The following is a 14,868-nucleotide window of genomic DNA, read 5'->3' on the forward strand; positions in this document are numbered from 1 at the left end:
GTGGCGGAAGCGGTGGGATTCGAACCCACGGTGGGGTTCCCCCCACGCTGGTTTTCAAGACCAGAGCCTTAAACCACTCGGCCACACTTCCGTGCCGTTCCGGCCCGGTCTGAAGCGGGGGGCCGGGGGCGACCCGGCCCGCATAGCTGCGGCGCAGTGATTCTGAAAGGCCGTCGGCCAGCCGCGCACAGGCGATTTCCGCTGATCGTGAGGGGGCGTCATCGCCTCTGCCCTTCCCACCGCTTGCGCAAGGGGATATGCTCACCCACAAGCAGGCGGACCTGATGGGGAAGAAGGGCGGTTCACGCCCAAGGCGACGAAGCCGGAACCACAGGCAAGATCATTGGTAAAGCGCGGCATTCCAGACCGCGCGGTTCTGAGGGCGGAAGATGGCAAGAGCGGTTCTCCGGGATATCGTTTTCGGGCTGGCTGTGACCGGGTTGCTGGTCGGTTGCGTCGAAGGCGGCGGCAAGACTGGCGACGCGGGCGGCACCCGCGTGACGGCATCGCCTGGCAAGAAGGCCGGAGCCACGGATGTCGAGGCGCCCGAGGTCTTCCAGGCGACCGACAGCGCGCTCTGGGACGGTCGCCCCTCGCTTGGCGGCATCTGGGTCGCCTCGCCCGATGTGACCAATCCCGAACGGGTGGTGATGTTCAACCCTGCCACCGGCAAGTCGATCACCGGCGCGCTCTTCAAGCGCGAACGCGACAATCCCGGCCCCCGCCTGCAACTTTCCTCCGACGCGGCCGAGGCGCTTGGCATCCTGGCCGGACAGCCGACCGAGATCCGGGTGACGGCGCTGCGCAAGGAGGAAAAGGCCGAGACCGCAGCAGCCCCTGCCGCGACCGATACCGCCGCCGCAGACCCCACCGCGAAGGAGGGTGACGCCGCCGCCATCGCCTCTGCCGCGCTGGACGCGGTGGATGCGGGCAAGCCTGCCGGGGAGACCGGCACCAAGGGCGCCGCCAAGCCGGGCGATGCGAAAGCGGCTGCGGCTGCCGCCGGAACCGCCGCCGTCGTCGCCGAGGGGGCCGCCGATGGCGCCGCCGTGGTCGACGAGACGCCGAAGAAGAAGACCTGGAAGGAACGCCGGGCCGAGGCGAAGGCCGCACGCGAGGCCAAGAAGAAGGCGGCCGCGGAAGCCAAGGCCGCCGCCGCTGCGGCTGCCGCCGGAACCGCCGTCGCCGTCGAAGGCGAGGCACCGACGACCACCCCCGACGCCGCCGCCGCCGCCGTCGCGCCCATCGAATCCGCGCCGCTCGATGCCCGCAAGCCCGAGGCGGTCGCCCCCGCCGGAACGAAGAAGACCAAGCCCAAGGTGGTCGGCGACAGCGCCGCTGCGGCCCCTGCCGCCGTCGCAGCTGCCCCCGAGGCCACCGCCGCCACCGGCCCGGCCCGGCCGATCCAGGTCGCCTCCTTCTCCAAGGAGGACAACGCCAACCGCGCCGCCCAGGCCCTGGCCAAGATCGGCGTCACCGCAACCCCGCAGAAGTCCGAAAAGGCCGGCAAGGCGGTCTGGGGCGTCGTGGTGATGGGCGACGAAGCGATGCTGAAGAAGATCAAGGACGCCGGGTTCGCCGACGCCTATTTCCTGAAATGAAGGCCGCCTGAATGCTGAACCGCTTCCGCCCTGTCCTGACCCTCCTCGCCTTCCTGCTGGCCGCGCTCCCTGCCCGCGCCTTCGAGACGGCGGCCACCGCCGCCTGGGTCTATGACATGACGACCGGCACCGTGCTGATGGACAAGAACGCCGACCAGCCGCTGCCTCCGGCCTCGATGTCGAAACTGATGACCATCAACATGCTCTTCGAAGCGCTGAAGGATGGCCGGGTCACGATGGACACCACCTTCGCCGTCTCGGACCGCGCGGTGCAGATGACGCGCGACGGCGGCTCGACCATGATGCTCCAGCACGACGACCGGCCGACCGTGGAAGAGCTGATCCACGGCATGATCATCAACTCGGGCAACGACGCCTGCGTCGTGGTGGCCGAGGGGCTGGCAGGCACCGAGGAGGCCTTCGCCGAACAGATGACCCAGCGCGGCCCGGCCATCGGCCTCACCGCCTCGACCTTCAGGAATGCATCGGGCTGGCCCGCCGAAGGGCACCGCATGTCGATGCGCGATCTTGGCATCCTCGGCAAGCGGCTGATCGAGGAGTTCCCCGACTACTATCCGATCTTCGCCCAGACCGAATACAGCTACAAGGGCCGCTCGCCCGACAACCGCTTCAACCGCAACCCGCTGCTTGACCTCGGCATCGGTGCCGACGGGCTGAAGACCGGCCACACCTCGGAAGCGGGCTACGGCCTGGTCGGATCCGCCAGGCAGGGCGACCGCCGCATCATCTTCGCGATCACCGGCCTGCCCTCCGACAAGGCCCGCGCCGAGGAGGCCGAGCGCATCGTCGGTTGGGCCTTCCGGCAGTTCTCGGAAAAGACCGTGGCCAAGTCTGGCATCCGCGTCGCCGAGGCAGAAGTGCATTTGGGCGACGCCGACACGGTGGGCCTCGTCCCCGCCGAGGATGTGAAGCTCCTCGTCCCGGCCCTCGTGCAGGACAGCGTGACCGCCGAAGTCGTCTACAACGGCCCCCTCCTTGCCCCCGTCACGAAGGGGAGCGCGGTGGCCGAGCTGATCATCCACGCCCCCGACCTCCCCGACCGCCGCGTGCCGCTGGTGGCCGAGGCCGATGTCGGCACCGCCGGGTTCGTCAAGCGGGTGACGACCGCTGGACGCGTGCTCTACGGCCAGTATCTCGGGTCCCCGGCCAGCTGAATGCCCGGCCTTTTCCTCAGCCTCGAAGGCATCGACGGGTCCGGCAAGTCCACGCAAGGCCGCCGCCTGGCAGAAAGCCTCCGCGCCGCAGGCCATGCCGTCACCCTGACCCGCGAACCCGGCGGCAGTCCTGGGGCCGAGGAAATCCGCCGCCTCGTCCTTGAAGGCCACATCGACCGCTGGTCGGCGGAAACCGAGATCCTCCTGTTCACCGCCGCCCGCCGCGACCATCTGGAAAAGACCATCCGCCCCGCCCTCGACCGGGGGGAGATCGTGATCACCGACCGTTTCGCGGACAGCACCCGCATCTTCCAGGGCATCACCCGCGGCGACCTCTCTGCCACCGTCGACCGCCTGCACGCGCTGATGATCGGCGTGGAACCCGACCTGACCCTGCTCTTCGACCTCGACCCGTCGGTGGGCTTGTCGCGCGCCCATGCCCGCGCCGGGAAAGAACTGCGGTTCGAAGACATGGGTCTTGCCTTCCAGGAGAAGGCCCGCGCCGGGTTCCTCGCCCTCGCCGCAGAGCACGACCGCTTCCGCATCATCGACGCCGAAGGCGACCCCGAAACCGTCGCCACCCGCGTCTGGGCAAAGGTCGCGCCCCACCTGTAGGTCGGGGCGTGCCCCGACTCCCGTTCGGCTACCCGATCACCCGGAACAGGTTGTCGTTCAACCGCCGCGCCATCGCGTTGAACGCGGGCAGGTGCCCCGCCAGTTCCGCCTCCAGCCCGCGCGCCCGCTCGGCCCCCAGCGCCGCGTCCATGCTCGCGGCATATTCCGGCACCGCGCTCCACTCCGCCACCGTGGTCGCGGTCATCTCGACATGGAACTGGATCCCCCAGGCCCGCCGCCCGACCCGCAGCGCCTGCACCGGGCAGGCCGCGTTTCCGGCCAGCGTGACACCGCCCTCCGGCAAGCGCTGCACTTCGGCCCCGTGCCACTGGAAGGCCTGCACCTCATCCCCGAACCCCGCCAGCAAGGGGTCGCTGCGGCCCTCGACCGTCAGCCCGGTCGCGGTCACGCCCACTTCCGGCACCGCCATGCGCCCGACCTTGCCGCCCAGGGCCTCGGCCAGCAGCTGATGGCCCAGGCAAATGCCGAAATAGGGCCGCCCAAGCTCCAGAACCCAGCGGCGGATCGCCGCCATCTCGGCCCGCAGCCAAGGGTGCCTGTCGCCCTCCCAGACATCCATCGGCCCGCCCATCACCGCCAGAAGGTCATATCCCGCCAGCTCCGGGATCGCCGCCCCCTCGTCCAGCGCGACGACATGCACCCGATGCCCTGCCTCGCGCCAGAAATCTCGGAAGATGCCGGGATGCTCGACGGCAAGATGCTGGAAGACAAGGATGTTCATCGGCGGCCTCCTTCGGCTGGCCCATCTCAGCCCGGACAAGTTCCCCAGGTCAAGCCACCCCCGCCACCGCCACGATCCCTCCCCGCAACCAGCGCAGCGCAGACGACACGCGATCCGTAGGTCGGGGCGTGCCCCGACTCCCCCTTCCCCATCCTCACTCCGGCAGCATCGCCGGGTTCCAGGCCACCTCCCACAGATGCCCGTCCGGGTCCTGGAAATATCCGGCATAGCCGCCGTAGAACGTGTCCTGCGCGGGTTTCGCCACCTTGGCCCCCGCCGTCTCCGCCGCCGCCATCACCGCATCGACCTCGCCGCGCTCCCGCACATTGTGCGCCACTGCGAACGCAGTCGGGCTGACCGGAGCCGCTTGAAGCCCCGTGTCGAAAGCCAGGTCCGCCTGTCCCCAGAGTGCCAGTCTCAACCCGCCCGCCAGCGGAAAGAAAGCCACCGCCCCATGCTCGAACTCCTGCCCGATGATGCCCTCGGTCGGCAGGCCCATCCCGTCGCGGTAGAAGGCGACCGAACGTTCCAGATCGGAAACCCCCAATGTGATCAATGATATCCGTGGTTCCATGTCCATACCCCTTCATCGGCGCCTGCGTCATGCGAGCACCCGAAGTCTTGGGCCGACACCATCGCGCCGGAAGGACCCGCCTGGAAAGCGGGGGCCGGGTCAACCTCCCCGAGCCTAACCTGTTTCAGACAGGTGAATGCTAGGCCCGCGGGCCCGGGCTCGTCAACCGTCGCAATTCGATGAAAAATGCTTTCACGATTCTCACCTCAAATGCTGCGACGCAGCATAGATCGCGCTTCGCCGCGATCAGTGTCTCGGCGACTGGCGCCCGTCGTCCCACCCCGAACACCCGTTGCGACTGTAACAACCCTCACCCACGGCCTGCCCTTTGATGCCCCTCTCGCTCCCGCGCGCCACCCCGCCTCCACCCACTCTTGCCGCCGCCGCCCCCTCCGACACCGCCCGACCCCGCGACAGGAGCCGCCCCCCTCGTTCTCCAACGCCACGCAACCATCCTTTCCGAACCGTAAACGCCCACACTCAACCCCTTGATTCCACATGATGCCAAGCCCCTGTCCTGCGTGGACACATCCGACCCCCCTTCCCCTTCCCTCGCTCCCCGTGCAATCTCCCGCCATGGCCGCGACCGACCCGCTTCCCGACCCCGACCGCCTCGAAGGCGCCCCCCATCCGCGGGAGACCGCCACCCTTTTCGGCCATGCCGGGGCCGAAGCCGAATTCCTGCAAGCCTTCAATTCCGGCCGCCTCCATCACGCCTGGATGCTGACCGGCCCGAAGGGGGTGGGCAAGGCCACCCTCGCCTGGCGCCTCGCCCGGTTCCTCCTCGCCGCGCCCGAGGATGACGGCGGCATGTTCGCCGCCCCCCCGCCCACCACCCTGGACGTGGACCCGGCCAACCCCATCGCCCGCCGCCTGCTCCAACTGGCCGAGCCGCGCCACTTCCTCCTCCGCCGCGGCCCGAACGACAAGGAAACCGCCCTCTCCCAGGTGATCTCGGTCGACGAGGTGCGGAAGATGAAGAGCTTCTTCGCCCTCTCCGCCGCCGACGGTGGCCGCCGCACCGCGATCATCGACGCCGTCGACGAGATGAACCCCGCCGCAGCCAACGCCCTCCTCAAGCTCCTCGAAGAACCGCCGCCGAATGTCACCCTGTTCCTGATCGCCCATCAGCCCGCGCGGCTTCTTCCCACCATCCGCTCGCGCTGCCGCGAACTGCGCCTCACCCCGCTGCCCCCGCAGGACCTCGCCGACGCCCTCACGCAAGCCGGCGGCGACATAGCGCCCGAGGACCGCACCGCGCTGGCCGAGCTTTCCGGCGGCTCGGTCGGTGAGGCCTTCCGCCTGACCAACCTCGACGGCCTCAAGCTCTACACCGCCCTCACCCGCCTCTTCTCCACCCTCCCGAGGCTCGATCGCCCCCAGGCCCTCGCCCTCGCCGATCTCGCCGGGGCCCGTGGCGCTGCCGAGACCTTCGACCTCCTCGTCACCCTGATCGACCTCTTTCTCGCCCGCCTCGCCCGCTTTGGCGTGACCGGCACCACCCCGCCCGAAGCCGCCCCGAACGAGGCGCAACTTCTCGCCCGCCTCGCCCCCTACCCCGAGGCCGCCCGCGCCTGGGCGGAACTCGCCCAGACCCTCTCCGCCCGTGCCCGGCGCGGCAAGGCGGTCAACCTTGACCCTGCCGCGCTTCTGATGGATATGCTGCTGAAGGTCGACGAGACGGCGGGGAGCCTCGCCCTGAGGTAAGCCCGAATGTCCCCCACCCTGCCTGATCTGGTCGACAGCCACTGCCACCTCGACTTCCCCGATCTCATCGACGAGACCGAAGCGATCATCGCCCGCGCCAAGGCAGCCGGGGTGAACCGGATGGTCACGATCTGCACGCGGATGAAGAATGAACCGAAAGTGCGCGCGATGGCGGAAATCCACCCGGAGGTCTTCTACGCCGCCGGCATCCACCCGATGAGCGCGCATGAAGAACCCCCCATCACCGTGGAGAAACTGGTCGCCTTCGCCCGCCACCCGAAATTCGTCGGCATCGGCGAGACCGGCCTCGACTACCACTACACGGCAGAGACGAAGGCCATCCAGCAGACCAGTCTCCGCCTCCACATCGAGGCGGCGCAGGAAACCGGCCTGCCGCTGATCATCCACGCCCGCGACGCAGACGAAGATATGGAGGCGATCCTCGCCGAAGGCATGCGACGCAAGTCCTACACCTGCGTCATGCACTGCTTCTCCTCCGGCCCCCGCCTGGCCGAGGCGACGCTAGAGATGGGGTTCATGCTCTCGATCTCCGGCATCGCCGCCTTCCCGAAATCGCAGGCCCTGCGCGACATCTTCGCCAAGGCCCCGCTCGACCGGCTTATCCTGGAAACCGACAGCCCCTACCTTGCGCCGCCGCCCTTCCGCGGCAAGCGCAATGAGCCGGCCTATGTCGCCCATACCGCCCGCGCGCTGGCGCCCCTCTTCGGCCTCAGCCTCGAAGACTTCGCGGCCCGGACCACCGAGAACTTCGACCGCCTCTTCCCCCGCGCCGCCCGCCCGGCAAGGGCGGCCTGACATGGCGCGCCTCACCTTCACTATCCTCGGCTGCGGCTCCTCGGGGGGCGTGCCCCGCCTCGGGGGCAACTGGGGCGACTGCGATCCCGCGAACCCGAAGAACCGCCGCCGCCGCTGCTCGCTGCTCGTCACCCGCGAAACGGCGGAGGGCACCACCCGCATCCTGGTCGACACCTCGCCCGACATGCGGGAACAGCTGCTCGACGCGGGCGTGGGCGCGCTCGACGGCGTCATCTACACCCACAGCCATGCCGACCACATGCACGGGATCGACGACCTGCGGCAGGTGGTCTTCAACCAGCGCCAGCGACTGCCGGTCTGGGCCGACGGCCCCACGCAAGAGGCGCTCCTCTCCCGCTTCGGCTATGCCTTCGTCCAGCCCGAGGGCTCACCCTATCCGCCGATCCTCGACCTCCATACCATCGACGGCCCCGTCACCATCACCGGCGCTGGCGGCCCCGTGACCCTGACCCCGTTCCGCGCCGACCACGGCAGCATGGACGCGCTCGGCTTCCGCATCGGCCCGCTCGCTTACCTGCCCGATGCCGTCGACATCCCGGCGGAAAGCTGGCCGGTGCTGGAGGGCCTGGACTGCTGGATCGTCGATGCGCTGCGCAGGAAGCCGCATCCGACCCATGCCCATCTCGACATGACCCTCGGCTGGATCGCCCGCGCCAAACCGGCCCGCGCCGTGATCACCAACATGCACATCGACCTCGACTACGAGACCCTGCGCGCCGAGCTTCCCCCCCACATCACCCCCGCCTTCGACGGCATGACGATCACCTATGACAACCAGCCCTGATCCGGCGCTTTCATACTGGCCCAAGTATCCTGGGGGTCCGGGGGTGAAACCCCCGGTCCGACGCCGGGGATGAGCGCGCTACTCGACGTCATCCTGCCGGTCTTCCTCGTCATCGGCTTCGGCTATGCCGCCGTCCGGGCAAACCTTCTGTCGGAACCCGCCGTCGACGGCCTCATGCGCTTCGCCCAGAACTTCGCTGTGCCCTGCCTCCTGTTCCGCTCCATCGCGCATCTGGACCTCTCCGCCGCCTACGACGTCGGCCTGATGGCGAGCTTCTACACCGGCGCCTTCGCGGGCTTCTTCGCCTGTTTCTTCGGGGCGATGCTTGTCTTTCATCGCGCCATGCCCGACGCGGTCTCCATCGGCTTCGCCGGGCTCTTCTCGAACTCGCTGCTCCTCGGTCTCGCCATCACCGAGCGTGCCTACGGGGCCGAAGCCCTGCAAGGCAACTACGCGATCATCTCGCTGCACGCGCCGATGCTCTACGGCTTCGGGATCGCGCTGATGGAATGGGCGCGGACGCGGGGGCACGGGCTGTCCGGCTCCGCCCTCCTCCGGCAAATCGCGCGCGCCGTATTCAGCCAGTCGCTGGTGATCGGCATCCTCTTGGGTTTCGCCGTCAACCTGGCCGGGAACCCGCTGCCCGGCTTCTTCTGGTCCGGGATCGACATGATCGCCCATTCGGCCATCCCCGTCGCGCTCTTCGGGCTCGGCGGCGTCCTCGTCCGCTACCGGATCGAGGGCGACATCGGGCCGGTGCTGATGGTGACGGCGGCTTCGCTGGTCCTGCATCCGGGTGTGACCTGGCTGTTGGCCACCCAGGTCTTCCAGCTCGACACCCCGGCCCTGCGCTCGGCGGTGGTGACGGCCGCGATGGCGCCGGGGGTCAATGCCTATATGTTCGCCCATATGTATGGGGTGGGGAAGCGGGTGAATGCCTCCTCCGTCCTGGTCGCGACGGCCGCCTCGATCCTGACGGCCTGGGGCTGGCTGCACCTGCTGCCCTGATCCTGTCCACGGTGGACAGATTTTCGAGGCCAGTAAGATCAGCCACTTGGTCGCGGGCGTTAGGGATTGATTAACACCTGGAAGAACCGCTCCTTGGTGACTTCGTCCCTCGTCGCTGACCTCGCGACGAGAAGCCGAAGGCGAACGAGGAGCCGCCCGTCAGCGTCCGGTCACGCCCCGCAGCCGGTCCGACCGCCGTCGCAGCAATTCGACCGTGGTCAGCAGCAGGACCGAAATCACCACCAGGATCGTCGCCACCGCCAGGATCGCCGGGGAAATCGCCTCGCGGATACCGTTGAACATCTGCCGCGGGATCGTCTGCTGGTCCGGCCCGGCGATGAAGAGGACTGCCACCACCTCGTCGAACGAAGTGACGAAGGCGAACAAGGCGCCCGAGATGATGCCGGGCAGGATCAAGGGCATGATCACCTTGAAGAAGGTCGTGCGCGGATTTGCCCCCAGCGAATGTGCCGCGCGGATCAGCGACTGGTCGAAGCCCGAGAGCGTCGCCGTCACCGTGATGATCACGAAGGGAATGCCCAGCACGGCATGGGCGACGATCACGCCAAGGTGCGAGTTGGCGAGGCAGCCCTTCTCGGACAGGAAGTAGCCGAAGATCGCCCCCATCGCGCTGTCGGGCGCGACGCAGGCCTTGGCGAAGAAGAAGCTCATCCCCACGGCGATGATGATGATCGGCACGATCATCGGGCTGATGAGCAGCGCCATGATCACTCGACGATAGGGCATCTCGGGCCGGGACAGCCCAAGTGCTGCGATGGTGCCCAGCGTCGTGGCCAGGATCGTCGCCCAGAGCCCGACCCAGAAAGAGTTCTTCGCCGCCTGCACCCAGGTCGCCCGGTGCCAGGCCGCCGACCACCAGCTGCTGTCGCGCACGGTTTCCGGCGCCGGGTGGCCGAGCGTCAGCAGCGTATCGTACCAGCGCATCGACCAGCCCGCGGGGTCGAGGGCCAACATCTTGTCGGTGAAAGTGAAATAGGGCTCGGCGTTGAACGACAACGGCACCACGATCAGGATCGGCGCGATCAGGAACAGGAACACCAGCCCGCAGATCACCAGATAGGTGTAGTGCCAGACACGTTCCAGCGGATCGGCATAGGTGGGAAGAACCATGGTTTTCTCCTTAACCCAGCTTCAACCGGTCGATGCCGATCAGGCGGTCGTAGAGCCAATACAGAAGCAGGATCGCCACCAGCAGCATCCCGGCGATGGCGGCGGCCAGCGACCAGTTCGATTTCGACATATGGAAGCTGATCAGGTTGGAGATCAGCTGCCCGTCCGCGCCGCCGACCAGCGCCGGGGTGATGTAGTAGCCAACCGCCAGGATGAAGACGAGGAGCGACCCGGCGGCGATCCCCGGCAGGGTCTGCGGCAGGTAGACCCGGCGGAAGGTGGTCCAGCTGGTAGCACCCAGGCTGCGGGCCGCGCGGGCATAGCTGGGCGGGATCACCCGCATCACCGAATACAAGGGCAGGATCATGAAAGGCAGCAGCACATGCGTCATCGCGACGATGGTGCCGGTCATGTTGTACATCATCGTCAACCGGCCATCCTCGCTGATCAGCCCGATGCCGACCAGAAGGTCGTTGACGATGCCCTGTTCCTGCAGGAGCGCGATCCAGCTTGTCGTCCGCACCAGAAGCGAGGTCCAGAACGGCAAGAGCACCAGGATCATCAGGAGCGAAGACTTCGCCATCGGCAGGGTGGCAAGCAGGTGCGAAACCGGGAAGGCGATGAGCAGGCAGATGACGGTAATCAGGCCGGAAATCAGGAAGGTCTTGAAGAAGAGGTAAAGATAGATCCGGTCCTTGTCCCCGCCCCGCGCCCAGCCGTCATCGGTCAGCTTGCGGTCCGAGGCGACCTGATAGAATTCTGCGGTATAGGGGCTGGAAGCGGCGGACATGCCGCGCCATAGGGCGGGCTTGCCCCATTCCGGGTCGAGCGCCAGAAGCGACTCCTTGAACGGGGCGACAAGATCCTTGGCTTCGCGCGCGCCCTGCTTGAAAAGCGAGATGGTGCCGGGGACGGTGTAGTTGATCCGCGTCCCGGCCATGCCGGTGGTCTTTTCAACCTGCATCCGGGCAAGGTCGCTGACCAGCGCCGCATAAGCCTCTTCCGGCGGGTTGGCGGGGTCGAAGCCGGGGTTCTCGGTGAACCAGGCGTCCAGCGCCGGGGCCGAGGAGGAGAAGCCGTCATGCTCGACGGAGCGTTTCAACATGTAGCCGATCGGGACCAGGAAGGTCAGAAGGACGAAGAGCAGGAGCGGCAGCACCAGAAGGAAGGCCCGGCGCTTGGCGCGCGACTGCGCGGCGGCAAGCGCTGCCTTCAGCGGGCGGCCATCGGCGGTGGTCAGAAGTTCGGTCGCGGCCTCGGCCATGTCTGCCTCGTCAGATGGAAATCGGGCGCGAGGGGGATCCCCCGCGCCCGAAAGGTCGGATTACTGCGACAGCCAGGCCTGGAAGCGCTCGTTCAGTTCGGAGTCGTGGTCGACCCAGAAATCGGACGAGGTCAGCAGCGAGTTGGTCATGTTCTCGGGGCTGGTCGGCAGGTGCGGGCCCATCTCGGTCTTGCCGTCCTTGTACATCAGCTTCTCGGCGTTGGCCGATTTGCGCGGCGGGCCGTAGGAGATGTGCGAGGCCTGGGCGCGCAGCCCTTCGGTCGAGGTGGCGAACTTGATGAAGTCCATCGCCAGGTCCTTGTTCGGCGCGCCCTTCGGCACGACGTACAGTTCGTTCTCGTAGAGCTGGCCGTCCCAGACGATCTGGAAGGGCTTGCCCTCTTCGATCGCCGCGCCGAAGATCCGGCCGTTGTAGGCGGTGGTCATCACCACCTCGCCATCGGCCAGAAGCTGCGGGGCCTGGGCACCGGCTTCCCACCAGACGACATCCGCCTTGATGGTGTCGAGCTTGGCGAAGGCGCGGTCGACGCCCTCGGGCGTGTCGAGCGTCGCGTAGACGTCCGCCGGGGCCACGCCGTCCGCCATCAGTGCGAATTCCAGCACGGCCTTGGCGCCCTTGCGCAGGCCGCGCTTGCCGGGGAATTTCGCCAGGTCGAAGAAGTCGGCCGCAGTGGTCGGCGCGGCGCCTTCGGGGAACTTGGTGGTGTCATAGGCGTAGACGTTCGCCCAGGTGTCGGTCGACACGCCGCATTCGGTCACGGCACCGGGGAAGAAGTCGTCGATGGCCGGAGTCCCGTCAGGCGCGGGCGTCAGCATGGCGGCGTCGATCGGCTCCAGCACGCCTTCGTCGCACAGGCGCACGGCGTCGGCATATTCCAGCGAGGCGACGTCGACGGTGACGTTGCCGGCCTCGACCATCGCCTTGATCGGCTGAGCCGGGTTGTCGGCGTCGACCATGACGGCCGCATTGCCGGTGGCCGCCGCCCAGGGCTTCACATGGGCTTCGGTCTGGGCCGCGCCATAGGCGCCACCCCAGGACATGACCGTCACGTCGGCATTGGCGGCGAAGCCAAGGCTGACCAGAGCGGTCGTCAGGATGAGGGTCTTTTTCATTCGCAAGCTCCCAAGTTGGATTTCAGTTGTCTGCTCTTTTCCGGCCAGGGGGCGCCTGCACCCCCGGGGCGGCATCAGGGGTCGAGCGCGCGGGCATCCTGGGGATGCCAGCCCACCTTGATCTTCTGGCCGGGGACAAGTTTCGTCTGCCCCAGCGTGTTGCGCATCTTCATCACGAAATCGTCCGACCCGGCCACCTTGAGGACCGCGCGCAGGATGTCGCCCATGTAGATGATCTCGACCACCTCGGCGTCGATGGTATGGGCGCCGGGCGGCATCATCTCGGGCTTGAACTCCACCCGTTCGGGGCGGATCGAGACCAGCGTCTTGCCGCCCTTCTCCTTGACGTTGACCGCCGTCGCGTCGATCAATTCGCCGGTGGCAAGCCGCACCAGCGCCTTGTCACCCGAAAGCTCCTCGATGGTGCCGAGAAGCTTGTTGTTCTCGCCGATGAACTGGGCGACGAAGCTGTTCTCGGGGCGTTCGTACAGATCGGCGGGGGGGGCGAGTTGCTGGATGCGGCCGTCGTTGAAGACGGCGACGCGGTCCGACATGGTCAAGGCCTCGCCCTGGTCGTGGGTCACGTAGACCACAGTGATGCCAAGGTTTTCGTGCAAGTGCTTGATCTCGAACTGCATGTGCTCGCGCAGCTGCTTGTCCAGCGCGCCGAGCGGTTCATCCATCAGCACGAGCTTGGGGTCGAAGACCAGCGCGCGCGCCAGGGCGATCCGCTGCTGCTGGCCGCCGGACAGCTGCGCGGGCCGACGGTTGGCGAAGGCGCCCATCTGCACCATGTCGAGCGCGCGCCTGATCTTCGCCTCGCGCTCGTCCTTGCCCATGCCGCGCACTTCCAGCGGGAAGGCCAGGTTCTCGCCCACGGTCATGTGCGGGAACAGCGCGTAGTTCTGGAACACCATGCCGATCCCGCGCTTGTGCGGGGGCACCTGGTTGATGTTCACGCCGTCGAGCTTGATCTCGCCATGGGTCGCGGTCTCGAAGCCCGCCAGCATCATCAGGCAGGTCGTCTTGCCCGAGCCCGAGGGCCCGAGCATGGTCAGAAACTCGCCCTTGCCGATCATGAGGTTCAGGTCCTTCACGACCAGGCTCACGCCGTCATAGCTCTTCTGGACGTGCTCGAACGCGACAAAAGCGTCGTTGCGGGGCTCAACCGTCACCCGTGTCTCCCTGATGTACTGGGCGCTTTGCGCCTTCTGGCTTGATTCGTTTAAAGCGAAACGTGACCCTCATTGCAACGCACATTTTCGACGGGAAAGGGTCAATTTGCGGCAGCAGAGACGCGATATGCGGCAGGCGGGAAAATCGGGCACCTATCGCGGTTCCGGCAGTCATTCTGCCTGCCAGACAGGCAAATCGGGGAAAATATCCGGCCCCGGATTGTTGCCCGGAAAGGCGAAGGGCGCGGGGGGATCGTCGCCCCTCGCGCCCTTTTGCTTCGTCCTGAACCCAGCCCTGGTGCGGATGAAAAGACTCGAACTTTCACTCCGGTTAAGGAACAGCGACCTCAACGCTGCGCGTCTACCAATTCCGCCACATCCGCACGGGGTCTGGTTTCGGACAGGGGCTATCTAGCGACAGTCGCGCGGGATGAAAAGGGGCATTTTCGTCCCTGTGCTCGCCGCCCATGTGGCCGCATCGATGCGGGCTGTCGCTTCCGCGCCCCGCCGCCTATATGGGAAGCGTCGCATCCGCAGGCCCGAGGCAGGTCACATCATGGTCGACTGGACCCATATCCCGGGGCTGGCCCCCTATCCCGAGACGCTGGCCGCGATGGAGGCCCATGTCGCCGCGATGACCGAGGGCCGCGCAGGCGAGGCGATCTGGCTGCTGGAACACCCGCCCCTTTACACCGCCGGAACCTCGGCCAGGGCAGCCGACCTGGTCGACCCCGGCCGCTTCCCGGTCTACCCGGTCGGGCGCGGCGGGCAGTATACCTATCACGGGCCGGGCCAGCGGGTGATCTACTGCATGCTCGACGTGAAGGCACGTGGCGGCGACGTGCGCTGCTTCGTGCGCGAGCTGGAACGCTGGGTCATCGACACCCTGGCCGAGTTCAACGTGACCGGAGAGATTCGTGACGGCCGCGTCGGCGTCTGGGTGCAGCGCCCCGACCGCCCCGGTCCCGACGGCCGCCCGACCGAGGACAAGATCGCCGCCATCGGCATCAAGCTGCGCCGCTGGATCAGCTTCCACGGCATCGCGATCAACGTCGAGCCGGACCTGACGCATTTCGACGGAATCATCCCCTGCGGCATCCGCGACCACGGGGTGACAAGCC

At 67.4% G+C, this 14,868-nt stretch carries 14 protein-coding genes, 2 tRNA genes and 1 pseudogene; 9 read left to right on the top strand and 8 right to left on the bottom strand.

From position 1 onward, the window contains the following. Position 1 precedes the first annotated feature (1 nt). Positions 2 to 91: transfer RNA gene (locus tag JNJ68_RS02400), tRNA-Ser, on the bottom strand. A 298-nt stretch (positions 92 to 389) separates the two neighbouring features. Here JNJ68_RS02400 and JNJ68_RS02405 point away from each other — a divergent pair. From JNJ68_RS02405 to tmk, 4 genes and pseudogenes are all read left to right on the top strand, one after another. After that, a pseudogene (locus JNJ68_RS02405) lies at positions 390 to 833 on the top strand (SPOR domain-containing protein); the annotation flags it as partial. 486 nt (positions 834 to 1,319) lie between these two features. Continuing rightward, positions 1,320 to 1,601: an SPOR domain-containing protein gene (locus JNJ68_RS02410; RefSeq protein ID WP_294978515.1), complete on the top strand. Its 282-nt coding sequence runs from the start codon at positions 1,320 to 1,322 to the stop codon at positions 1,599 to 1,601. Between the two features lie 11 nt (positions 1,602 to 1,612). Further along, positions 1,613 to 2,776, top strand: coding sequence for a D-alanyl-D-alanine carboxypeptidase family protein (locus tag JNJ68_RS02415; RefSeq protein WP_294978484.1), 1,164 nt, complete (start codon positions 1,613 to 1,615; stop codon positions 2,774 to 2,776). Further along, positions 2,777 to 3,391, top strand: coding sequence for a dTMP kinase (gene tmk / locus JNJ68_RS02420; RefSeq protein ID WP_294978486.1), 615 nt, complete (start codon positions 2,777 to 2,779; stop codon positions 3,389 to 3,391). A 28-nt stretch (positions 3,392 to 3,419) separates the two neighbouring features. On the opposite strand, the gene JNJ68_RS02425 is transcribed toward tmk, so the two are convergent. Both JNJ68_RS02425 and JNJ68_RS02430 read right to left on the bottom strand, forming a co-directional pair. Further along, a complete protein-coding gene (locus tag JNJ68_RS02425) occupies positions 3,420 to 4,133 on the bottom strand; it encodes a type 1 glutamine amidotransferase (protein ID WP_294978489.1) in 714 nt (237 codons plus the stop codon). Between the two features lie 154 nt (positions 4,134 to 4,287). Further along, positions 4,288 to 4,707 (bottom strand): VOC family protein, encoded by a 420-nt coding sequence (locus JNJ68_RS02430; protein WP_294978490.1) that lies wholly within the window; start codon positions 4,705 to 4,707, stop codon positions 4,288 to 4,290. A gap of 576 nt (positions 4,708 to 5,283) precedes the next feature. Between JNJ68_RS02430 and JNJ68_RS02435 the strand changes: the two genes are divergently transcribed. From JNJ68_RS02435 to JNJ68_RS02450, 4 genes are all read left to right on the top strand, one after another. Then, positions 5,284 to 6,414 carry a DNA polymerase III subunit delta' gene (locus JNJ68_RS02435; RefSeq protein WP_294978492.1) on the top strand — a complete coding sequence of 377 codons (1,131 nt, stop codon included), beginning with the start codon at positions 5,284 to 5,286 and terminating at the stop codon, positions 6,412 to 6,414. A gap of 6 nt (positions 6,415 to 6,420) precedes the next feature. Further along, complete coding sequence (locus JNJ68_RS02440; protein ID WP_294978494.1) at positions 6,421 to 7,230, top strand: TatD family hydrolase; 810 nt, start codon at positions 6,421 to 6,423, stop codon at positions 7,228 to 7,230. A gap of 1 nt (position 7,231) precedes the next feature. Continuing rightward, entirely contained in the window at positions 7,232 to 8,035 is an 804-nt protein-coding gene (locus tag JNJ68_RS02445) for an MBL fold metallo-hydrolase (protein ID WP_294978496.1), read from the top strand. Positions 8,036 to 8,104: 69 nt separating this feature from the next. Then, on the top strand, positions 8,105 to 9,043 hold the full coding sequence (locus JNJ68_RS02450) for an AEC family transporter (RefSeq protein WP_294978498.1): 939 nt from the start codon (positions 8,105 to 8,107) through the stop codon (positions 9,041 to 9,043). Positions 9,044 to 9,202: 159 nt separating this feature from the next. Here JNJ68_RS02450 and JNJ68_RS02455 read toward each other — a convergent pair whose 3' ends face one another. The 5 genes from JNJ68_RS02455 to JNJ68_RS02475 all read right to left on the bottom strand — a co-directional run bounded on the left by JNJ68_RS02455 (position 9,203) and on the right by JNJ68_RS02475 (position 14,130). Continuing rightward, entirely contained in the window at positions 9,203 to 10,174 is a 972-nt protein-coding gene (locus tag JNJ68_RS02455) for an ABC transporter permease (RefSeq protein ID WP_294978501.1), read from the bottom strand. Positions 10,175 to 10,184: 10 nt separating this feature from the next. Continuing rightward, the gene (locus JNJ68_RS02460; RefSeq protein ID WP_294978503.1) at positions 10,185 to 11,438 is read right to left on the bottom strand and encodes an ABC transporter permease; all 1,254 of its coding nucleotides are present in this window, start codon (positions 11,436 to 11,438) and stop codon (positions 10,185 to 10,187) included. A gap of 60 nt (positions 11,439 to 11,498) precedes the next feature. Further along, a complete protein-coding gene (locus JNJ68_RS02465; RefSeq protein WP_294978506.1) occupies positions 11,499 to 12,572 on the bottom strand; it encodes an ABC transporter substrate-binding protein in 1,074 nt (357 codons plus the stop codon). A gap of 74 nt (positions 12,573 to 12,646) precedes the next feature. After that, positions 12,647 to 13,747: an ABC transporter ATP-binding protein gene (locus tag JNJ68_RS02470; RefSeq protein ID WP_294978510.1), complete on the bottom strand. Its 1,101-nt coding sequence runs from the start codon at positions 13,745 to 13,747 to the stop codon at positions 12,647 to 12,649. Positions 13,748 to 14,043: 296 nt separating this feature from the next. Further along, positions 14,044 to 14,130, bottom strand: a tRNA-Leu gene (locus tag JNJ68_RS02475). Between the two features lie 173 nt (positions 14,131 to 14,303). On the opposite strand from JNJ68_RS02475, the gene lipB reads away from it, so the two are divergent. After that, positions 14,304 to 14,868: lipoyl(octanoyl) transferase LipB (lipB, locus tag JNJ68_RS02480; RefSeq protein WP_294978513.1), on the top strand; the 565-nt coding region annotated here is incomplete at its 3' end.

Origin of the sequence: Tabrizicola sp., from assembly GCF_016793705.1 — a bacterium.
In the GTDB taxonomy this organism is placed as follows: Bacteria; Pseudomonadota; Alphaproteobacteria; order Rhodobacterales; family Rhodobacteraceae; genus Tabrizicola.